This window comes from Herbaspirillum sp. Her4 (assembly GCF_057961335.1).
In genome coordinates this window covers 1,706,165-1,726,222 of record NZ_CM176330.1, presented here as the reverse complement: position 1 = coordinate 1,726,222, position 20,058 = coordinate 1,706,165, and the positions used below count along the sequence as shown (strand labels likewise).

General features: G+C 64.2%; 20 protein-coding genes. 14 read left to right on the top strand and 6 right to left on the bottom strand.

From position 1 onward, the window contains the following. Window positions 1–176 precede the first annotated feature (176 nt). A complete protein-coding gene (locus ACWFUC_RS07915; RefSeq protein ID WP_489624566.1) occupies window positions 177–1,814 on the top strand; it encodes a flagellar assembly protein A in 1,638 nt (545 codons plus the stop codon). A 111-nt stretch (window positions 1,815–1,925) separates the two neighbouring features. Beyond that, entirely contained in the window at window positions 1,926–2,324 is a 399-nt protein-coding gene (locus ACWFUC_RS07910; protein WP_209533619.1) for a hypothetical protein, read from the top strand. A gap of 21 nt (window positions 2,325–2,345) precedes the next feature. On the opposite strand, the gene ACWFUC_RS07905 is transcribed toward ACWFUC_RS07910, so the two are convergent. Beyond that, entirely contained in the window at window positions 2,346–3,194 is an 849-nt protein-coding gene (locus ACWFUC_RS07905) for a LysR family transcriptional regulator (RefSeq protein ID WP_034331884.1), read from the bottom strand. Between the two features lie 123 nt (window positions 3,195–3,317). Between ACWFUC_RS07905 and ACWFUC_RS07900 the strand changes: the two genes are divergently transcribed. From ACWFUC_RS07900 to ACWFUC_RS07880, 5 genes are all read left to right on the top strand, one after another. Further along, the gene (locus tag ACWFUC_RS07900; RefSeq protein ID WP_489624565.1) at window positions 3,318–4,331 is read left to right on the top strand and encodes a bile acid:sodium symporter family protein; all 1,014 of its coding nucleotides are present in this window, start codon (window positions 3,318–3,320) and stop codon (window positions 4,329–4,331) included. A 127-nt stretch (window positions 4,332–4,458) separates the two neighbouring features. Continuing rightward, window positions 4,459–4,830, top strand: coding sequence for a VOC family protein (locus ACWFUC_RS07895; protein WP_034331886.1), 372 nt, complete (start codon window positions 4,459–4,461; stop codon window positions 4,828–4,830). Window positions 4,831–4,953: 123 nt separating this feature from the next. Then, a complete protein-coding gene (locus ACWFUC_RS07890; RefSeq protein ID WP_343741477.1) occupies window positions 4,954–5,703 on the top strand; it encodes a helix-turn-helix transcriptional regulator in 750 nt (249 codons plus the stop codon). Window positions 5,704–5,818: 115 nt separating this feature from the next. After that, window positions 5,819–6,241 (top strand): DUF2325 domain-containing protein, encoded by a 423-nt coding sequence (locus ACWFUC_RS07885; RefSeq protein ID WP_252697210.1) that lies wholly within the window; start codon window positions 5,819–5,821, stop codon window positions 6,239–6,241. Between the two features lie 177 nt (window positions 6,242–6,418). Then, on the top strand, window positions 6,419–6,940 hold the full coding sequence (locus ACWFUC_RS07880) for a hypothetical protein (RefSeq protein ID WP_034331888.1): 522 nt from the start codon (window positions 6,419–6,421) through the stop codon (window positions 6,938–6,940). A 98-nt stretch (window positions 6,941–7,038) separates the two neighbouring features. On the opposite strand, the gene ACWFUC_RS07875 is transcribed toward ACWFUC_RS07880, so the two are convergent. From ACWFUC_RS07875 to ACWFUC_RS07865, 3 genes are all read right to left on the bottom strand, one after another. After that, a complete protein-coding gene (locus ACWFUC_RS07875; protein ID WP_121042834.1) occupies window positions 7,039–7,863 on the bottom strand; it encodes a diguanylate cyclase in 825 nt (274 codons plus the stop codon). Between the two features lie 251 nt (window positions 7,864–8,114). Beyond that, window positions 8,115–9,683: a methyltransferase regulatory domain-containing protein gene (locus tag ACWFUC_RS07870; RefSeq protein WP_134221305.1), complete on the bottom strand. Its 1,569-nt coding sequence runs from the start codon at window positions 9,681–9,683 to the stop codon at window positions 8,115–8,117. 54 nt (window positions 9,684–9,737) lie between these two features. After that, entirely contained in the window at window positions 9,738–10,172 is a 435-nt protein-coding gene (locus ACWFUC_RS07865; RefSeq protein WP_489637560.1) for a nucleotide pyrophosphohydrolase, read from the bottom strand. Between the two features lie 159 nt (window positions 10,173–10,331). Here ACWFUC_RS07865 and ACWFUC_RS07860 point away from each other — a divergent pair, with 159 nt between their 5' ends. From ACWFUC_RS07860 to ACWFUC_RS07840, 5 genes are all read left to right on the top strand, one after another. Next, a complete protein-coding gene (locus tag ACWFUC_RS07860) occupies window positions 10,332–10,925 on the top strand; it encodes an attG domain containing protein (RefSeq protein ID WP_489637559.1) in 594 nt (197 codons plus the stop codon). 400 nt (window positions 10,926–11,325) lie between these two features. After that, entirely contained in the window at window positions 11,326–12,978 is a 1,653-nt protein-coding gene (locus ACWFUC_RS07855; RefSeq protein WP_489637558.1) for a methyl-accepting chemotaxis protein, read from the top strand. Window positions 12,979–13,162: 184 nt separating this feature from the next. Beyond that, entirely contained in the window at window positions 13,163–13,372 is a 210-nt protein-coding gene (locus ACWFUC_RS07850; protein ID WP_034331894.1) for a hypothetical protein, read from the top strand. 81 nt (window positions 13,373–13,453) lie between these two features. Beyond that, entirely contained in the window at window positions 13,454–14,080 is a 627-nt protein-coding gene (locus ACWFUC_RS07845) for a trimeric intracellular cation channel family protein (protein ID WP_034331895.1), read from the top strand. Between the two features lie 122 nt (window positions 14,081–14,202). Then, the gene (locus ACWFUC_RS07840) at window positions 14,203–14,355 is read left to right on the top strand and encodes a hypothetical protein (protein ID WP_166675556.1); all 153 of its coding nucleotides are present in this window, start codon (window positions 14,203–14,205) and stop codon (window positions 14,353–14,355) included. 122 nt (window positions 14,356–14,477) lie between these two features. On the opposite strand, the gene ACWFUC_RS07835 is transcribed toward ACWFUC_RS07840, so the two are convergent. Together ACWFUC_RS07835 and ACWFUC_RS07830 are read right to left on the bottom strand one after the other, a co-directional pair. Next, window positions 14,478–15,515, bottom strand: coding sequence for a TRAP transporter substrate-binding protein (locus ACWFUC_RS07835; RefSeq protein ID WP_489637557.1), 1,038 nt, complete (start codon window positions 15,513–15,515; stop codon window positions 14,478–14,480). A gap of 80 nt (window positions 15,516–15,595) precedes the next feature. After that, complete coding sequence (locus ACWFUC_RS07830) at window positions 15,596–16,345, bottom strand: SDR family NAD(P)-dependent oxidoreductase (protein WP_034331897.1); 750 nt, start codon at window positions 16,343–16,345, stop codon at window positions 15,596–15,598. Between the two features lie 284 nt (window positions 16,346–16,629). Between ACWFUC_RS07830 and ACWFUC_RS07825 the strand changes: the two genes are divergently transcribed. Together ACWFUC_RS07825 and tkt are read left to right on the top strand one after the other, a co-directional pair. Next, complete coding sequence (locus tag ACWFUC_RS07825) at window positions 16,630–17,517, top strand: LysR substrate-binding domain-containing protein (protein WP_489637556.1); 888 nt, start codon at window positions 16,630–16,632, stop codon at window positions 17,515–17,517. A 130-nt stretch (window positions 17,518–17,647) separates the two neighbouring features. Continuing rightward, window positions 17,648–19,651, top strand: a complete 2,004-nt coding sequence (gene tkt, locus ACWFUC_RS07820) for a transketolase (RefSeq protein WP_489624561.1) — start codon at window positions 17,648–17,650, stop codon at window positions 19,649–19,651. The last annotated feature ends 407 nt before the right edge of the window (window positions 19,652–20,058 follow it).

The following is a 20,058-nucleotide window of genomic DNA, read 5'->3' as shown; positions in this document are numbered from 1 at the left end:
TCATCCGTATTGCGTCAGGGGGACTGCCGCCGCTTTTTTGCCGGTGCGGTCAGCAACGCGCCGGATCACGGCCCGCACCTCCATCGCACGACAAGACATCCCCGCGTACCTGGCTGGCGCCATGACACGCCAGCGATCCGAGACAGACCCGGTGCAGCCTTACATCGAGGAACAGCATGAACCAAGCAACTCCGCAACCGCTGTCGTTTGCGTTCGACAGGGCCAGCGGCGAACTGAGCGCCACCTGGCAACCCATACAGGGATTCCCGCCGCTGACGCTGGCCTTCCTGAAACAGGCCATGACCGATCATGGGCTGACCAAACTGTTTTTCCAGGATTCGGTCCTCAATGGCTTCGTGCGCAAGGCCGAGGATGCCAAGGAACCCATCACCCAGGTCATCGCCGAACGGCGCGATGGCGAGTTCTCGCTCGATGTGGCCGATGACCTGATGACGGCCTCGCTGACCCTGGTGCCGCCCTACGGTGGCCGCGCCAAGAGCGTGGAAGTGGTCAACGCCATCCGCGCCGCCGGCATCACTTACGGCATCCTGCACGAGCAGCTGCGCGGGGCGCTCTCTGCGGGCTTCTGCAACAAGCTGGTGGTGGCACAGGGCCTCATGCCCACGCCTGCCGAGCCGGCCCGTTTCGAGAGCCTGCTGGAAGAGAAGGAAGAAGAGCTGGCCGACATCGACGAAGATGCCGTGGTCTCCTATGCCGACATGGGCCACATCCTGCTGGTCAAGGTCGGTGATCCGCTGATGCGCCGCACGCCACCGGTACCGGGCCAGGATGGCATCGACATCCGCGGCGGCAAGGTGCCGGCACGGCCGATTGCCGACGTGCCCTTCGCCAAGGAATGCATCGGTGCCGAACCGAGCGAGGAAGACCCCGACCTGCTGGTGGCCATCGTGCCGGGCCAGCCCACGGTCATCAAGAATGGCGTGAAGGTCAACCCGGTGCTGGATGTGGAAAACGTCGACCTCTCCACCGGCAACCTGAGCTTCGAAGGCACGGTGCGCGTCTCCGGTGACGTGCTTACCGGCATGAAGATGAATGTGGGCGGCGACGTGGTCATCAACGGCACCGTGGAAGCGGCCGAGATCGTGGCCGGCGGCAGCGTCACGGTCAAGGGCGGCGTGATCGGCCACAGCGAAGGCGTCACCGCCCAGGCCGGCACCACCGCCATTGCCTCGCGCATCAGTTCACAGAAATCGGTGCAGGTGATGTTTGCCGAGAGCGCCCACATCGAAGCCGCCGACGACATCCTGGTACTCGGCAACGCCCGTCACTGCGAGCTGCTGGCCGGCAACGAGATCACGGTCGGCAAGGGCAATCCGCGTACCGGCCACATCATCGGCGGCCGCGTGGAAGCGACCAACATCATCCGCGCCAACGTGATCGGTGCGTCCACCACCACGCATACGCGCGTCCAGGTCGGCCTCGATCCGTATCTGGAAGAGAAGATCGCCATCAAGGAACAGGAATACACGCGCAAGGTGGCCGAGCTGGATCGCACCATCAAGCAGCAGAGCTATTACAAGCTCAATCCCGAAAAGGCCACCCCCGAACTGCTGCATGAGACCAGCGACAAGCGCAAGGCGCTGGCCTACGAGGTCAAGGTGCTGCTGGAAGAAGTGAGCCAGATGAAGGAAGGCATGGTCGCCGCCGAGGACGCACGCATCATCGTCGCCAAGGCCGTCTACGAAGGTACGGAATTGCGCATCGGGCACGAAGTGTGGCCGGTGCAATCCGACCTGGGTGGCGGCACCGCACAGCTGTTCGAAGGGGATATCCGCTACAACCCGAAAAAGTAGTTTTCCCGGGTTTTTCTTGTTTTCCGCCAGCCTGTGGATAAATCGTTTATAGCATTTGCACTTCGGTTATCCACAGGCCGTTCCGCGCTCACGCACTGATTGCTCCCGCTCATGCAAGACCTGCTCCCCCATCCGGACCTGGCGCAACTGCGCGCCCTGGCAGCCGACAGTGCGGCCATCACCATGGATTGCAATTGCCGCGCGGCCGACAGCAGCGGCTGGATCAGCCTGCCGCTGTCGCTGCCGGAAACGCAACTGGTGGACGTGGCCACGCTCATTGCCGATCCCTACGACGAACCGACCTTCACCGAATACCATCCGCAGGGCACGCGCTACGCCTCGCCCGAGGCTCCCATCGCGCCGGCCTGGTATCCGTACAACCGCTGCAATATCGCGCGCTGCACGCAATGCGCACGCCACTATCTGCGCTACATGGAAGCCGGTGGTTATTTCGTGGATCGCCGCATCCGTTCACTGAATGCTCCGGCGCTGATCGTCGAGGCGGCCTGAAACCCGCTCCCGCTGTGCTGTTCAGCCCCGGCTCAAGCGGCTGGCCATCAGGATCTGGTACAGCGTGTCCGCCGGCCGCGACAAGCGCCGCGCGGTGAGCGCCACATATTCCACATCCGGCAGGCGCGGCAGTGCCGCATGATTCAGCGGCACCACCAGGTCACGCGAGGCCAGATGCTGCGGCAATGCCGCCAGCCCCAGCCCGCCGCGCGCCGCCGCCATGCAGCCCGCATGACTGCCGCTGGTGCAGACGATGCGCCAGTGATGGCCTGACTTGCCCAGTGCCTGCAAGGTGGCCGCACGCGTGATGCTGGGCTCGGGCAGCAGGATCAGCGGCAAGGGTTCGGTGAGGTCAACCAGGGTATCGGGCCGCGTGAGCCACTGCATGGGCGTGGAGAACATGCTGTGCCCGCGCGATTCGCCGGCCCGCCGCTTGCCGACCAGCAAGTCCAGCTTGCCTTGGTCCAGCGAGGCATAGAGCTCGCTGGTGAGGCCGATGGTGATTTCCAGTTCGACTTCCGGATGCTGGCTGCGAAAGGCCGCCAGCATGTCCGGCAGCGGGCCCATGGCGAGGTCGTCGGAGGTGCCGAAGCGCACCCGGCCACGCAGGCGCGGGGCGCTGAACTGCGCTTCGGCGCGGGCATGCGCCTGCAGGATCAGGCGCGCATGGACCAGCAGGCTTTCGCCATCAGCGGTCAGTGCCAGCGAATGCGTATCGCGCACGAAGAGGCGACGGCCCAGGCTCTCTTCCAGGCGGCGGATGTGGTCGCTCACCGTCGATTGCGTCAGCCCGAGCTGGCGCCCGGCCTCGGTGAAGCTGGACGAGGTCGCGGCAGTAGCGAAGGTCTGGAGCCAGAGCGGATTGAGCATGCGGCCATTATCATCGGAGTTTCCGATGACAGTCAACGTGATCAGAGGGGTTCCCGATGGCCGTGCGCTTTCCTATCATGAGGGCAACCCGAATCGTCCCTTCATTTTTTCCGCGAGCGCGCCATGAACCGCTTTCTCCCCGACCGCTTCACCCAGTTGCTCATCGGCACCGTGCTGCTGGCCACCTTCTTCCCGGCCACCGGCAGCTTCGAGCACTTCATGCACATCGCCAGCAATGCGGCCATCTCGCTGCTGTTCTTCCTGCATGGCGCCAAGCTCTCGCGCGAGGCGGCGCTGTCCGGACTGAAGCAGCCGCGCCTGCACCTGCTGACGCTGGCCTCGACCTTCCTGCTGTTTCCCCTGCTGGGCCTGGCCTTGAAGAGCATCGTGCCGGATCTGCTGACGCCACAACTTTGGATGGGCGTACTGTTCGTCTGTACGCTCTCCTCCACCGTGCAATCCTCGATCGGCTTTACCTCCATCGCGCGCGGCAACGTGCCGGCGGCGATCTGCGGTGCCACTGCATCGAACCTGCTGGGCATCGTCATCACGCCGCTGCTGGTGACCTTGCTGCTGCATCGTCATCACGAAGCCAACGGCATGTCGCAGGTGCTGAGCATCCTGCTGCAACTGCTGCTGCCCTTCGTGCTGGGCAACCTGATGCGTCCCTGGATCGGTGACTGGATCAATCGCCACAAGGTCATCGTCAATGTCGTCGATCGCGGCGGCATCCTGCTGTCGGTCTATGCCGCCTTCAGCGTGGCCGTGGCACAGGGCGTGTGGCACCTGTTCCCGCCGGGGCAACTGGCCTTGCTGGTGCTGGTCAATGCGGTGCTGCTGGGAACCGTGCTGCTGGTGACCACCTATGGCGCCCGCGCCCTGAAGATGCCGCGCGGCGATGAAATCGTGCTGGTCTTCTGCGGCTCCAAGAAGTCGCTGGCCTCGGGCATCCCCATCGCGTCGGTGCTGTTTGCCGGCAGCGGGGCAGCGGTGGTGCTGCTGCCGATCATGCTGTTCCACCAGATGCAGCTGATGCTGTGCGCGGTACTGGCGCGGCGCTATGCGGCTCGCCAGGAAAGTGAACAAAGCGGCGAGCACCCGCAGCAGGAGGGCGTAACAGCGGTGGCGACGCGCTGATTGGTGACCGTTTCTTCCCGGGCGCGCGAGGGCTACTGACAGGACGTTGTCAGTAGCCCTCGCGCATGATGCGTTCCATGCCAGCCGGCATAGAAAACGCTCCCCTCCCAAGAAAAGGAAGACCACCATGCAAACCCAAGTCAACTGGTTCGAGATCGCCACCAAGGACCTGCAGCGCGCCACCCGCTTCTACGAAGCCGTCTTTGCCACCAGGCTGCGCCAGGAGCAGCTGTCCGAGGAAGGCCCCATGGCCATCTTCGTGCGCGATGACGGGCAGTCCATCGGCTGCCTGACCGCGCCGGGTTGGCTGGAACCCACGCGCCAGGGCACGCTGATCTACCTGGATGCCGGCCCCTCGATCCAGGCGGTGCTGGACCGCGTCAAGGCGGCCGGCGGTGAAGTGACCATGGAGCGCTTCCAGCTGCCCAACGATATCGGCTACATCGCCCAGTTCATCGACAGCGAAGGCAATCGTCTGGCCTTGCACGCAATGCATTGAACGGACCGGATCGGCTCGCCAGCCCAGCGCCATGCCCGCATCTTGCACAGCAGCATCGAAGTTCGTGGCGGGCCAGGAGCATGCGTGCCAGAATGGCGCGCATCATTTTTCCCTCCGCCTGTCATGCGTCGAGCCGACCGCCTGTTCCAGATCACCCAGTACCTGCGCGGACGCCGTCTCACCACGGCGCGCCAGCTGGCGCAATGGCTGTCGGTGTCGGAACGCACGGTCTATCGCGACATCCGCGATCTTTCGCTGTCGGGCGTGCCAGTGGATGGCGAAGCCGGGGTCGGCTACCGCATCAAGCCTGGCTATGACCTGCCGCCGCTGATGTTCAACGCCGATGAAATCGATGCGCTGGTGATCGGCATGCGGATGGTGCAAGCCTGGGGCGGCCCTCAGCTGGGCGCCTCGGCGGCCTCGGCACTGGCCAAGGTGGTGCTGGCCCTGCCCAAGGAAAAACGCGATTTCGTCGAGGCCACTCCGCTCTTTGCGCCGGCCATGCAGGACGACTGCGGCCAGGGCGAGCGGCTGGAAGCCATCCGCCAGGCCATCAACAGCCGTCACAAACTGCTGCTGCATTACACCGATGCCCAGCAACGCAGCAGCCAGCGGGTGGTGTGGCCGCTGGCGCTGGCCTTCTTCGGCGGCACCTGGCTCTTGGCCGCCTGGTGCGAAACGCGTGACGATTTCCGCTCCTTCCGCCTGGACCGCGTCCGGCAGATGAGCGAACAAGGCCATTATCCTGACCGCAATGGCCGCCGCCTGCCGGACTTCGTGCGGGCCATGCAGCGACAGGTGCGCGCACAGCAATCCTCGGCGGCAGCTCCGGCAACACCACCGACGCCTGCCGCCCCACCGCCCGCTGCCTGACCGGGCGTGGCGCTGCGCCAACGCAAAGCGCATATGCTGCTGCAAATTGATTCGTTCGCAAGCCGGGGCACCGGGGTTAGGCTGGGACCGTCACTCACTTCCTGCGAGTCCCTTCATGCGTGCTGCTGCCTCTGCTTCCGCTTCGGCCTCCACGGCCGGCCCCATCGCCTTGTCCCTCGATGACCGCTGTGTGCTCTGCGTCGGCGGCCTGACCGGTGCCCGCAATCACTACCGGGCCGAGATCGAAACCCGCGCCGGGCGCTTCCTGCATCACGATGGCGGACGCGAGGACAACCTGCACCGGCTCACGCCCATGCTGGCCGCCGCCGACATCGTCATCTGCGCCTCCGGCAACATCAGCCACAACGCCTACCACCTGGTCAAAAGCACCTGCAAGAAGCTGGGCAAGCCCTGCGTGCTGGTCAAAGGCACCGGCATCGCCTCTTTCCTCGATGGCCTGGGCCACCTGGCCGCCAGCGAAGCACCGCAGGAAGGACGCTCGGCCCGCGGCGACCGGGTGTTGCGCGGCAAGCGCTAGGGCCTGTTCCCATGCAATCTGCGAGATGCATGGGAACAGGCCCCAGACGATTCCTGCCAGCAACAAAAATATCCTGCTGTTTGGAAAAAATCTCAAATCCCCCCTACAATCGACTCCCCGGCCCGCCCTGCGTGCCGTACCGACAACATGCCAAGACGGCAATTTCCGGGAGTTCGTTTGAAGATCGTATCTCGCCTGCGCACCTGCCTGCGCCCGCGCCTGTGCGCGCTGGTGCTGACGCTGGCCGGTGCCGTGGCCGGCGCACCGGCGGCGCAGGCCGCGCCACAACCCAGCTTCGGCATTGAGGTCGGCAATGCCTTGCTGTGCCTCAACCAGCTCAACAGCAAGTATTTCTTCGATTACCTCGTGGCCGCCTTCGGCCCGCCCTACAAGACCGAGGGCGGGGCCTACTGGTTCAAGGCCACCAATGTCACGCTGTGGGGCATGCAGGCCACCGATTTCCTGGTCAATGACAGCAGCAGCCAGGCCGACTTCATCGGCGCGTATTTCAACACCACGCCGGTCAAGCTGACCGATGCCATCAAGGGCGCATTGGGCATTCGCTTCACCCCCGAGGATGATTCGGCCTATCCGATGAGGCAGTCGCAGGCTGGCAGCAAGATCGTCTACAACGATACCAACGCCAAGATGTATTGCGCCAAGTCCAAGTTCCTGGTGCCGGGGCCCGAGCAGCCCTGAACGCGGAGCGTCGAAGAACCATGAAAAATGCGGCCCGGTGGGACACCACGGGCCGCATTTTTCATTGGGGCAGCGGGTAGCGGCTAGCGCTATGCAGCTCAAGCCTTGCGGAAATCGTCGGTGGTGCGGATGCAATCGCGCCCCGCTGCCTTGGCCAGGGCCAGCGCCTTTTCCGATTCGCGCAGCACGGTATCGGGTTCGTCGACCTGACGCTGCGGGGCCACGGCGGCGATGCCGATGCTGATGGTCACGCGGCCGGTCGGGCTGGCACTGTGCTCGATGTTGAGCTGTTCGATCGACTTGCGGATGCGTTCGGCCACGATCAGTGCGCCATCCAGGCGCGAACCCGGCAACAGCACGGCGATCTCCTGGGTACCGAAACGCGAGAGCAGATCTTCCGGACGCACGTTGGTATCGCGGATGGCGCTGCCGACCCGGCGCAAGACCTTGTCGCCGGCCATGCGGCCATAGCTGGCGTTGTATTCATCGAAGAGATCGATGTCGATCATGATGATGGCCAGCGACAGGTTGGTGCGCGCCGCGCGGTTGAATTCTTCCAGCAGGCCGCGCTCGAACTGGCGGCGGTTGGCCAGGCCGGTCAGCGCATCTTCCAGGCCGACGCGGGCCAGGGTCTTTTCCATTTCTTCCAGGTGGGTGCGGGCATCATCGCGTTGCTCCACCAGTTGCTTGTGCTCTTCCTGCAGCTGCTGCATGCCGGCCTCCAGACCGGACAGCGGTTGCAGCAGTTGCCGCGCCAGCACCCAGGACAGCAGGGCCGACACCAGCACCAGGACCACGGCGGCGACCGCCAGGCCCTGCGTGCTGCCATTCATGGCCATGGCGGTCAGCACGATGGCGGTGAGCAGCGCAGCGGCGGTGCCGGACAGGGTCAGGCGTGTTTGGAGTTGACGGGACAGGGACATAAGCTGAAAACCGACTTTCCTAAAAGAGAGGTTCGGCACCGGCAGGACAGGCGCGGCAGGCACGGCAGTGATGGGCGGCAATATGGCCACGCGAAATCGTACAGGCTAGTTCGCTGCGATGCAACGCGATTGCCGCCCTGCACGCAGGATCGCCGTGCTTGTCAGGGGGCTGTCATGCGGACGTCAGGCCGGGTGTGAAGAATCCACGACAAATCGCCGCGGCAAGCTCATCCATGGCATCGGCACGCGCATCACGCCACCTGCAGCGCCCGCAGCAAGGGCAGCCTGGTACGCGCGAAGAGCCGCGCCTGCGTCGCCAGTTCAGCCAGGTTCTCGTCCTCGGCTTCCAGCCGCACGCCATCGCGCACCAGCCGCTTGCCCTGCGCAGCGATGTGCTGCCAGGCCTGGGCGGGCCAGGCTTCGACATCGTCACCGCAGACTTCGCGCGCCAGCAGGAACAACTGCTCGACGCGGTCCACCTTCACGCCACCGCCGGTCAGCGGGCTGACCAGATGAGCGATGTCGCCCTCCTGGCTCTCCGGCAGCACCAGCGCTGCGCGATGCAGGAGATAGGCATTGAGGTCGGCCGTGCGGCGCGCGATCTGGGCCTGGGTGGCGGCATCCAGCTCGGGGGGCAGCGGAGCGGCGTGGCCGGTGCCGATCAGCATCAGCGCCGAATCGATCACCTGCGACAGGTTCAGGTTGCGATGCGCCAGCGAGGCCGCCAGGTCCACCAGCGTGTGCGGCTGGTAGTCCGAGAGCGCCTGCAGGATCGGTTCGTAGATGAGCCGGTTGAGGGTGATCTCGGCGGCCACGTTCTGAATCGTCAGCGGCACCTTGTCCGGCTCGGTCAGCAGCACCACGCTTTGCAGCGCCAGCGCCTGCACGCGCTGGCGCTCATCCAGCACCTGCCCGCCGCGCACCCAGTAATCGCGGCGGAAGGTCTGGTTGACCATGAAGTCGCGCGTGCTCTGGTACAGCACCGGGTCGTCGATCTCGGCCAGGCACTGGCGCTGCGCCGGGGTCAGGTTGGCCATGTCGAGGTGATCGATGTAGTGCGCCGGGCAGGCGAACTGCAGACCGGCCTGCGAGAAGCGGCGATGGATCTCGGCAAAGGGCTCGGCGTGCCAGTCGCGATTGAAATATTCGTGTGCGAGGTAGCTGCGCGACTGCTGCTGCAGCATTTTGAAGCGGTCGCGCATGAAGGGGTTGGCCTGGGCATAGACCGGGTCGGTCTCGAAGAGCCGTGTGGCAAAGGCCAGCGCGGCCTCGATGCGAGCGGCCGTGGGCAGGCCGCGTTCCTCGTTGCCGGCCAGTTGCGTGTGCTGCACCAGCAGGTCGCGCAGCGGCATGAAGGCCGACCAGCCCGGCTGGGTGTTGTAGCTCAGATAGAGCACGCCGCCCGGCTTGAGCTTGCGGTCGATGAAATCGAGAATGATCTCGCGGTTGTCCTCGGAGACCCAGCTCCAGATGCCATGCAGGGCGATGAAATCGAAATCCGGCAGATCATCGCGGCGGCAGAAATGCGAGAAGCTGGAATCCTCCAGCTGCGCACCGCTGCCACTGGCCGCCGCCAGTTCCTGGGCGAAGGCCGCCTGCAAGGGATTGAAATCATTGCCCCACCAGCGCGTGGTGGATGCCGCTGCGTGAAAATTGGTCGACAGGCCCTGCCCGAAACCCAGCTCGCAGGCGGTCTGGATGGCCGGTGCCTGCAGGCCGTGGAAGGCGAAGGCCAGCGGCAGGCGGGCCGGATTCATGCCGGGGTAATAGCCGTAGGTGTAGGCGATGTCGACGACGTAACCGTCATTCCAGTTGGTCAAGGCGAGCTCCGGGCAGCGAACATGAGAGGGAGGAAAGCAAGGACAGCGCCAGCCTCAGCCGGCACCGGAGGCATCATCGCCGACGTCGGTACCGGCAGCCGGCCCGGCCAGTGCGCTGTATTTGCGCGCATTGCCACGGGCCAGTTCAACCGGATACTTGCGGCGATTCAGTTCCATTTTTTCCAGCACGGCGCTGCGCAGGTCGACGCCGGTATGGTCGGCCAGCTGGATCAGATAGACCAGCACATCGGCCATCTCATGACGGATGCCTTCGCGCGCGGCGTCATCGAGTTCATGATCGGCACCCGTGGGTAGCCACTGGAAGTGCTCCATCAGCTCGGCCACCTCCACCGAGAGGGCCATGGCCAGGTTCTTGGGCGTATGGAAACGCAGCCAGTCGCGTTCGCTGGAAAAGCTACGGATGATCTCGCGCAATTCGTGCAGATCGGAGGGGGCAGCAGCGGGCTGGCCGAAGGGAGAAGCGGTCATGGGCTTGGCGTGGGTCTGGATGTTGTCGTCTTGGCCTTGTTGTCGGCAAGGTACTTTATCACCAACCCACACAAACCGGCCTCCACACTTGATCTGCGACAGCTTGTATCCCACGGGAATGATGCACAATGTAGCGCAACACACGACATTCTGACGAACATGCTGACACTTTTACGATCTCCGCTGCGTCTTCTGTCCTGCACCCTGCTGGCCGCCACGCTGCTGGCGACCGGCTGCGACCGCCACATCGACCAGGAGCTGGCGGCGCACGAAGCGGCCCAGACCACGCTGGGCCTCACCCCCAAGCAATTTGCCGATCGCTTCAACAACCGGCTGGCTGACGTGCTCAGGGACATGAAAGTGGAAGAGCCCGAGCACATGGCCCACCTCTACATGCTGGACGCGTCGCGCCTGCATCCGGGCAAATATGAATACGTGCTCGACACCCAGGTCGGCCCGGCCCGGACCACGCTCATCGGCACGCTCAACAAGAAGGGTGAGCTGCGCAACGTGGGCGTGATGATGACCAACAAGGTCCCCGGTGCCCGTGACGAATTCCTGATCTGCGCCTCCAGTGCCGCGCGCAGTTTCATCTCCGGCAGCGAGGACAAGCTGCTGCCCCTGATTACCCGCCTCACCACGGTCGCCCTGGACAATCCCGGCCAGCGCATGACCGAGGTGGTGGCCGACCAATTGCTCTCGGTAGAACTGGTGCCGCAAGGCGTGCTGTTTCAGGTACAGCCGCGCCAATAAGCGACCACCGTCATGCCGATGACGATGATGAGCGGAAACAGTTTCCGTTCCTCATCGCCCCTGCCCCGCCCCGCCCGGCAGGAATGCTGCTCCCGTTTCTGGTTCACCCATGGAAAGTCCCGCCTTTTTGACCGATTGAAAGCGCGGTACAGCGTTTAGATTCTGGTCATCATGGTTTCCGTGTCGCGCCGCCCAAGCCGGATACAGGCTGGCGTCGCACATCTTTGCGGAAATGCCATGGAACGCCATGACACCGACACGCAATTCCACACCAGGCCGCACGCGGCCCGGTATGAAAACGGGGTCGCCGCGCTTGGGGACGAAGCACGGCGGCTTTCTACAACAGCGGCAGGACCGTGACCCCGCAAGGTCAGCAACGGTCAGGGCAACGGGGGCAAGCATGCGCACGAATCTACCGATCACCACCACCGAACGGTTGCTGGAGGATGGCAAGTCCATCGTCTCCAAGACCGACCTGCAGGGCAACATCACCTACGTCAATCCTTACTTCGTGGAAATCAGCGGTTTCGACGAAGCCGAACTGATCGGGGCCCCGCAGAACATAGTGCGCCATCCCGAGATGCCGCGCGAGGCCTTCGCCGACATGTGGGCCACGCTCAAGGAAGGCCTGCCCTGGAACGGGCTGGTCAAGAACCGCTGCAAGAATGGCGATTACTACTGGGTCCAGGCCAACGTCACGCCGGTGCGCGAGAACGGCCGCGCGGTCGGCTACATGTCCGTGCGCACGCGTCCTTCGCGGGAGCAGGTACAGGCGGCCGACAGCGCCTATCGTGCCTTCGTCGGCGGCCAGGCGCGCGGCCTGCGCATCCATCGCGGCGCAGTGGCGCGCACCGGCTTCATCGGCTGGCTGCAGGGCCTGCGTGATCTGCCGTTGGCCAAGCGGCTGGGCTGGATGATGGGCGTGCTCACGCTCATGTTCATCCTCGGCGGTGCGGTCGCGGGCAGTGCCGTGCAAACGGCCGGAGGCAGCCCCTATGCGGTGTGGCTCGGCACGCTTGGTGGCGCTGCGCTGCTGCTGGGCTCGTGGGCGGTGCTGCATGCCAGCGTGGTGGCGCCCTTGCAGCGCGCCATCAAGTCCGTCCATGGCCTGGCCGGCGGCGATCTCGACCTGCATATCGATACCGATGCGCGCGGCGACATGGGCTTGCTGCTGCAAGCGCTGCAGCAGCTCAACGTCAACCTGCGCGCCATCATCGGCGACGTGCGCCGCAACGTGGAATCGATGACCATCTCCACCGGCGAGATCGCCAGCGGCAACATGGATCTCTCAAGCCGTACCGAATCGCAGGCCTCGGCACTGGAAGAGACCGCCTCCAGCGTCGAGCAGTTCGCCGCCACCGTGCGCCAGAATGCCGACTCGGCGGCCAACGCCGATCGCCAGGCGCAATCGGCCTCCTCCATTGCGCAGCGTGGCAGCCACTCGGTGCAGCGCATGGGCAAGACCATGGACGAGATCGACGCGGCGTCGCACAAGATCGTGGACATCATCGGGCTGATCGACGGCATCTCCTTCCAGACCAACATCCTGGCGCTCAACGCCGCCGTGGAAGCGGCGCGTGCCGGCGAGCAGGGACGCGGCTTTGCCGTGGTCGCCGCGGAAGTGCGCACGCTGGCGCAACGCTCGGCGGCCGCCGCCAAGGACATCAAAGGCCTCATCGACGACTCGCGCGCGAAAGTCGAGAGCGGCAACCAGCTGGTCCGCGAAACCGCGCAAGCCATGGGCGACCTCGGGGGCGCGGTGGAAAACATGGCCGTCACGATGGCCGAGATCACGGTGGCCAGCAATGAGCAGAGCGGCGGCATCGAGCAATTGAATCAGGCCGTCAACGCCATCGACGAAACCACCCAGCAGAATGCCGCCCTGGTGGAACAGGCTGCCGCCGCTGCCGAGAACCTGCGCGACCAGTCGATCAAACTGAGCCAGGCCATGTCGGTGTTCAAGATCAGCTACAGCGGCCCGCGCTCACCGGCCTCTGCGAGCGCGAACACTGCCACGCGCCAGAAGGAAACCACGCTGGCACTGGCGCAGTAAGGCCCGGTGGCATGCCGTGCAAGCGGCATGCCTACACCGCTTTACAAGGCATTGCATTTCTTTACCCGATAAGGGGGTGTCCGCATCTTTGCACGGCCACCGCGCTTGCCTATGATGAACTCCTGTCCGCATCTCCCTCAGCAGAGGGGGATGCTGGCTGCCTACCACTACAAGGGAGTTTCACATGAGCGTGTCTTCGGTCTCCTCCGGCAACAGCAGCTTCTACAACACCATCATCCAGCCCATCAAGAACGTCGCCTCCGAAGTCGGTGACGAGATTGAAAGCGCCTACGACACCACGGTCGATGCAGTTTCCTCGGCCGCGCATTCGGTGGCCGACAGCGTGACCTCGGGCGTCAAGGCCATCGGCAACATCATCGATACCTCCGCCTGATCTTGGGTGCCGCAGCATGGCGCCGGGACCGCGCCATGCAATAATTCGGGCTTCGCGACTACCGCCAGCCCGGACCCTGCCATGCTGCTGCATACCATCTACCTCATCGCCATCTGCGCCGAAGCCATCTCGGGCGCGCTCATGGGCATCCGCAAGGACATGGACATCTTCGGCATCTGCCTCATCGGCACGGTGGCGGCGCTGGGTGGCGGGACCGTGCGCGACATCCTGATCGGCCACTATCCGCTGGGCTGGGTGGCGCATCCCGAATATCTGGGCTTCACCATCTGCGCGGCGATCGTGGCAGCAGTCGCGGCGCGCGCCCTGCATCATTTCAAGTCCGCTTTCCTGGTGGTGGATGCACTGGGGCTGGTGGCTTTCACCATCATTGGCTGCGATATCGCGCGCAGCTTCGACAACTTCCACCCGGCCATCGTGGTGATGCTGGGCATGGTCACCGGTGTCTTCGGCGGCCTGCTGCGCGACGTGCTGTGCAACGAGATTCCGCTGGTCCTGCGACGCGAGATCTATGCCAGCGTGTCGCTGCTGACCGGCAGCCTGTATGTGCTGATCCTGCACTGGCAGATCGATGGCCGCATCGCCACCCTGAGCTCCCTGCTGCTGGGCTTTTCGGTGCGCCTGCTGGCGATCCGCTTTCACTGGGAATTGCCGCGCATGGACAAGGAGCGCGTGCGCGGCTTCGACTGAAGCGAACGCCCTCCCCGGCAAATGACATCCTTTGTTGCAATTGCCTGACTGCGCTTAGCAGACTGGCGTAGTTCAATGCTGCCTCACTGCATCTCTTTCCATTTCTTTGCATGAGGTTGACCATGAAACGATTGACGACGCTGCTGGCTGCAGCGCTGCTGCTGACCACGCTGGGGGGCTGCGTCTGCGCGCCCTGGTTCTGCGGACCCGGCCCGGGCGGCGGCGGACCACGTGGAGGCTGGGGCGATGGCGGACCAGGCGGTGGTCCACGCTGAGATTTTTCCCCGGTGACAGACACGGAAGGCCGGAGCAAACTGACTCCGGCCTTCTCTTTTCCGCATTCTATATTTTGTATTCTAAATTACGTATTCCCTCTGCGGAGTTCTGATGCAGCTCCTCAGCCCAGTGCGCCGACGCTGGATTCCAGCAGCTTCCACGCCTCCTCGCCAAACCTGGCGCGCATGTCCTTGTAGAAATTGGCCTGCGCCAGTGCCTGTTTGAAGGAGTCCTTGTCCGCATCGACGATCTGCAAACCCTTGCCGGCCAAGTCATTGCGGGCCATGCCGGAGAAGCTGGCGATGTCGGCGCGCTCATCGGTGGCGGCCTGATCGAGTTCGCGGCGGACGATCTCCTGGATGTCCTTGGGCAGCTTGTCGAAGGCGCGGCGGTTGCCGAGAATCCAGTAGGCGTCCCAGACGTGATTGGAGAGCGTGCAGAACTTCTGCACTTCGTAAAGCCGTGCGGTGCTGATGATGGCCAGCGGATTTTCCTGCCCTTCCACCAGCTTGGTCTGCAGCGACGAATAGACCTCGTTGAAATTGATCGGCGTGGGACTCGCGCCCAGTGCCGAAAACAGCGAGGTCAGCATCGGTGCTGCCGGCACGCGCAGCTTCAGGCCCTTGACGTCGGCGGCACTCCTGATCGCCTTGGTCGAGGTGGTGATCTGGCGGAAGCCGTTGTCCCATGGCTTGGACATGGTCAGCAGTCCCACCTTCTCGATCTGCGCGCGCACGTGCGTGCCGAGCGGGCCGTCCATGGCCTTCCACACGGCCGCGTAATCCTGGAAGGCAAAACCGGTATTGACGATACCGGCGGCCGGCACCAGCGTGGAGAGCACGGTATTGGCCTGGTTGAAGAATTCCACACCGCCATTGCGGATCTGCGACATCAGGTCGGTATCGGAACCCAGCTGGTTGGCCGGAAACAGCTTGATCTCCATGCGCCCGTTGGTGGCGTTGCGGATGCGGTCGATGGCTTCCTGCGCGCGCTTGTTGACCGGGTGCGAAGGATCCTGGCCGGTGGCGAATTTATAAGTAAACTCGGCCGCATTGGCGGGCCGCGTGAGGATGGAAAACAGCGGCAGTGCAGCGCCGACAGCGCCTGCCTTCAGGATCTGGCGGCGGCTCAGCTTCTTTGATGCGATCTCGTCTTTCATCTTTTGTCTCCTGGCATTTTTTATGGTGGGAATCGATGGAAACCGCGCCGGGCCACACGACCGAGCGGCGCGTGAACAACTCAATGGATCAGCATGCCGCCGTTGACGTCCAGCGTGATGCCGGTGCAGTACTGCGACAGGTCGCTGGCCAGGAACACGCAGACGCCGCCCACGTCATCCGGCCCGCCCAGGCGGCCCAGGGGAATGGTCTGGGCGATCTCGGCTTTCTTCTCGGCACTGAGGATGTCCTTGTTGATGTCGGTCGAGATGAGGCCGGGCGTGACGCAATTGACGCGGATGCCGTCCGGTCCGAACTCGCGCGCCATGGCCCGCGCCAGCCCCAGCACGCCGGCCTTGGCCGCCGAATAGTGCGGACCGCCCAGGATGCCGCCACCGCGCTGGGCCGAGACCGAGGAGATGCAGACGATGGAACCGCCCTGCTGCGCGCGCATGGCCGGCAGCACTGCCTGCGACATGTAGAGCGTGCCGCGCAGGCTGACATCGAGGATGCGGTCATAGTCCTTGCCGCTGATGTCGAGGAATTTGGCGGGCTGGGTGATGCCGGCATTGTTGACCAGAATGTCGATGCGGCCGAACTGCTGCAGGATCGCTTGCGCTGCGGCCTCGCAGGAGGCCTTGTCGGTGACGTCGGCCACCAGGCCGAGATGGCCCTCGCCCAGACGGGCCGCAGCGGTGGAAGGCTCGGCGCGTTCAAGGTCGAGGATGACGACGCGCGCGCCTTGCGCAGCCATCAGGCGCGCGGTGGAAAATCCCAGGCCGTTGAGCCCGGCACCGCCGGTAATGACGGCAACTTTATTCTTGAGCAGCATGGTGTGGTCTCCTGAAAGTGGCATGCGAATGAGCAACGGTGAAGACCTCCGCGCAGTCCTCCTGCGAGCGGATGCCGCGCCAGATAGCGCGCATGGACGGATGTCTCCCTGTTGTTCTGGCGGCGATCTTCGAACTTTCATCCGGCTGCGACAAGTGATGCTTTGTCATGAAAATGTGACGAAGCTTCATCTGCCGGATCGATGCGCTAAAATCGGCCGCGAGCCCGCGCCCGCGCATGCCGTGACGCAGCAGAAACGTTCACAAGACCAAAAACCGAGACACCATGATTCCTCCACTGACCTCTCTGATGGCCTTCGAAGCGATCGCACGCCGCAAGAGTTTCAATCTTGCGGCGGCTGAATTGCATCTCACGCCGTCGGCCATCAGCCACCAGGTGGCGCGTCTGGAAAAGCTGCTGGGGCTGCGCCTGTTCGAGCGTTCCACCAAGGGTGTGGAGCTCACGCCGGCAGGACAGAGCTATCTCAACCGCGTGGCCGGTGCGCTCGGGGCGATCAATTCGGCCACCGACGATTTGCGGCATGGCGTGGAAAATTCGCTGCAGATCCATTCCAGCCCCAGCTTCGCGAGCCTGTGGCTGATGCCGCGCATCGGACGCTTTACGCAGTGCTATCCGGAGATCGCCTTCGGCTTGTCGGCCTCGCCGGAAATTTCCGATTTCGAGATCGGGCAGGTGGATCTGGACATCCGCTGCGGCGTACCGCACTGGCCGGATCTGGAAATCGAACCGGTGTTGTCGGAGCAGGTGATCCCGATGGCCAGTCCCGATTTTCTCGCGCGCCATCGCATCGAGACCCCGGAAGACCTGGTGCTGGCCCCGCTGATCCAGTCGCGCGGCAGCCTGCTGCAATGGCCGGAATGGTTTGCCCGCTACGCGCCGGACCTGCGTCCGGAACGCATCGCCCTGCGCTTCGACCGCGCCATGATGAGCATCGAAGCAGCGGTACAGGGATTGGGCGTAGTCTTCGAGAGCGATGCCTTCGGTGCCGGGCATCTGGCCAGCGGACGGCTGCAGCCGGTGTTTGCGAATGGCATGGCGCTGGAGATCACGCAGCACTTTGCGGTTTGTCCGGCACGCAACAAGTCGCGGCCGGAGGTGGTGTTGTTCCTGCAGTGGTTGCGTGAAGAGAGCGGGAAACTTGCGTCTACTTGACGCCAATTCAGCCAAGCCTGAATTTTCATCGCTTGCCTGCACCCGTACCGACCGCCAAGAATAAGTCTCCACCATTACAACGGAGACTGACGCATCGCCCTGTTCTGCCGGGCAGATGCGTCTTGCTGTCATGACCCCACATCCCCTGCAGCCGCTGGCGCATGCCATCCGCTTTCTTTCCATCGACGCCATCGTGCGCGCCACTGAAGGCCATCAAGGCGTGCCGCTGGGCATGGCCGAGATCGCCACCGCACTCTACGCCCGCCACCTGCGCTTTCACGCTGCCGATCCGACCTGGCCGGACCGCGACCGCGTGGTGCTCTCCAACGGCCACGGCTCAATGCTGCTCTACAGCCTGCTCTACCTCACCGGCTATGAACACATCTCGCTGGAGCAGGTGCGCAACTTCCGTGAATTCGGTTCGCACTGTGCCGGCCATCCGGAATACGATCCGCAACTTGGTATCGAAGTGACCACCGGCCCGCTCGGCCAGGGCATCGCCAATGCCTTCGGCATGGCGGTGGCCGAGGCTTACCTGAATGCGCGCTTCGGCGATGGCATCGTCAATCACCGCACCTACGCCTTCGTCGGCGATGGCTGCCTGCAGGAAGGCATCGGACAGGAAATGATTTCCCTGGCCGGCCATCTGCGCCTCGCCAAACTGACCCTGCTGTGGGACGACAACCAGATCACCGATGACGGCGCCACCGAACTCTCCATCAGCGAGAACGTGCCCGAGCGTTTCCGCGTAGCCGGCTGGCACGTGGTGGAGGTGGACGGGCATGACATCGAGGCGGTCTCGCGCGCACTCGATGCCGCACGCGCCTCGGACCGTCCCTCGATGATCGCCTGCCGCACCATCATCGGCCGTGGCATCCCGCGTGTGCAGGGCCAGCGCGGCGGCCACAGCGCACGGCTCCATGCGGAGGATGCACAAGCCGCACGCGATCTGCTGCAATGGCCGCATGCGCCCTTCGAGATCCCGCAGGACATCCTTGCGCCGTGGCGCAACTTCGGCCAACGCAATCGCGATGAACATGCCGCCTGGCATCAGCGCCTGCAGGCCCTGCCGCCCACACAGCGCGCCGAATTCGAACGTGTCCTGCGGGGTGACTTGCCCGATGGATGGCAGGAGGTGTTGCTGCAATTCAAGCGTAGCGCGCACGAGCCTGCGCGGGCGCAGGGTGGCATCCTGATCTCGGCCGCGCTCAATCAGCTGCTGGCCGAAGTGATCCCGGAACGCATGGTGGGCTGTGCCGATCTCGAAGCGCCCACGGCGCACAAGGGTTCGCTCAAGGCCTTCACCGCCAGCGACCGCAGCGGTGCCTACGTGCACTGCGGTGTGCGCGAACACGTGATGGGTGCGATGGCCAATGGCATGGCCGCACATGGCGGCGTGATTCCGCTGGCCGTGACCTATCTGGCCTTCTCGGACTACGAACGGCCGGCCATGCGCATGGCTGCGCTGATGGGCTTGCCGGTGAAATTCGTGTTCAGTCACGACTCCATCGGCATCGGCAAGAACGGGCCGACACACCAGCCGGTGGAAATCCTGGCCTCGCTGCGTGCCATGCCCAACATGCTGGTGATGCGTCCGGCCGATGCCAGCGAGGCGGTGGAATGCTGGGAAGTCGCCATGCAGCACCGCAGCGGACCGGTCAGTCTGGTCTTCGCACGACAGAGCCTGCCGCCGGTGCGCAAGCGCTTCGAGGTGAGCAATCTCAGTGCGCGCGGGGGATATGTGCTGGAAGAGGCGCAATGCGGTCCGCGCCAGGTGAGCTTGCTGGCCACCGGTTCGGAGGTGGCCATCGCTTGTGCTGCGCGCGACCTGCTGGAAGCGCGGGGCGTGGCCACTGCCGTGGTATCGCTGCCGTGCTGGGAATTGTTCGACCAGCAGGACAGCCGCTATCGCGACGCCGTACTGGGCGAGGACACGGTCCGGGTGGGGGTGGAAGCGGCGGTGCGCTTTGGCTGGGATCGCTATCTGGGCGCGCGCGGCGGCTTCGTCGGCATGGCAGGCTTCGGTGCGCCGGGGCCAGCGGATGTGCTGTACCGGCATTTCGGCATCACGCCGGAGGCGGTGGTGGCGCAGGCTTTGCAGCTGCTGGACAGTCCGCACAGCCAGACGACATAAACCATTTATATGATTTATATCGGTTCCAGAACGCAAAAAGCCCATCTGAAACCAGATGGGCCGTTCATTGATTAACGCTGGATTCCCTCATGACCCTGGCGATCTGCCAGGTGCTGCGAGAGTGTCCTGCCCGGTCTATCTGGCCGGTGCGGTCACAATCCAGGTGTTCGTGTTGTGGTCCGGAGGCCGCCGTTGGTGCGGGCCGGTGTCACGCTCTACGAGCGATTAATTAACTATTTGCTACACGGCTTGCGCCGTGACTGACGTGCTCCTGCCTTCGTGGTTCACCTGCCCGCGCTATCTGCACGGCCACAGCTGAGTCTCTGGCAGGAACGACGTCCTGCGCTGCCCTGACCTTCGGTACCGGCCCTCCCTGGCTATCTGCCAGGTGAGAGTCTGCGAAAAAA

Coding starts and splice junctions, on each gene's coding strand:
- ACWFUC_RS07915 (WP_489624566.1), top strand. CDS start 177: ATGAACCAAGCAACTCCGCAACCGCTGTCGTTTGCGTTCGACAGGGCC.
- ACWFUC_RS07910 (WP_209533619.1), top strand. CDS start 1,926: ATGCAAGACCTGCTCCCCCATCCGGACCTGGCGCAACTGCGCGCCCTG.
- ACWFUC_RS07905 (WP_034331884.1), bottom strand. CDS start 3,194: ATGCTCAATCCGCTCTGGCTCCAGACCTTCGCTACTGCCGCGACCTCG.
- ACWFUC_RS07900 (WP_489624565.1), top strand. CDS start 3,318: ATGAACCGCTTTCTCCCCGACCGCTTCACCCAGTTGCTCATCGGCACC.
- ACWFUC_RS07895 (WP_034331886.1), top strand. CDS start 4,459: ATGCAAACCCAAGTCAACTGGTTCGAGATCGCCACCAAGGACCTGCAG.
- ACWFUC_RS07890 (WP_343741477.1), top strand. CDS start 4,954: ATGCGTCGAGCCGACCGCCTGTTCCAGATCACCCAGTACCTGCGCGGA.
- ACWFUC_RS07885 (WP_252697210.1), top strand. CDS start 5,819: ATGCGTGCTGCTGCCTCTGCTTCCGCTTCGGCCTCCACGGCCGGCCCC.
- ACWFUC_RS07875 (WP_121042834.1), bottom strand. CDS start 7,863: ATGTCCCTGTCCCGTCAACTCCAAACACGCCTGACCCTGTCCGGCACC.
- ACWFUC_RS07865 (WP_489637560.1), bottom strand. CDS start 10,172: ATGACCGCTTCTCCCTTCGGCCAGCCCGCTGCTGCCCCCTCCGATCTG.
- ACWFUC_RS07860 (WP_489637559.1), top strand. CDS start 10,332: ATGCTGACACTTTTACGATCTCCGCTGCGTCTTCTGTCCTGCACCCTG.
- ACWFUC_RS07855 (WP_489637558.1), top strand. CDS start 11,326: ATGCGCACGAATCTACCGATCACCACCACCGAACGGTTGCTGGAGGAT.
- ACWFUC_RS07850 (WP_034331894.1), top strand. CDS start 13,163: ATGAGCGTGTCTTCGGTCTCCTCCGGCAACAGCAGCTTCTACAACACC.
- ACWFUC_RS07845 (WP_034331895.1), top strand. CDS start 13,454: ATGCTGCTGCATACCATCTACCTCATCGCCATCTGCGCCGAAGCCATC.
- ACWFUC_RS07840 (WP_166675556.1), top strand. CDS start 14,203: ATGAAACGATTGACGACGCTGCTGGCTGCAGCGCTGCTGCTGACCACG.
- ACWFUC_RS07835 (WP_489637557.1), bottom strand. CDS start 15,515: ATGAAAGACGAGATCGCATCAAAGAAGCTGAGCCGCCGCCAGATCCTG.
- ACWFUC_RS07830 (WP_034331897.1), bottom strand. CDS start 16,345: ATGCTGCTCAAGAATAAAGTTGCCGTCATTACCGGCGGTGCCGGGCTC.
- ACWFUC_RS07825 (WP_489637556.1), top strand. CDS start 16,630: ATGATTCCTCCACTGACCTCTCTGATGGCCTTCGAAGCGATCGCACGC.
- tkt (WP_489624561.1), top strand. CDS start 17,648: ATGACCCCACATCCCCTGCAGCCGCTGGCGCATGCCATCCGCTTTCTT.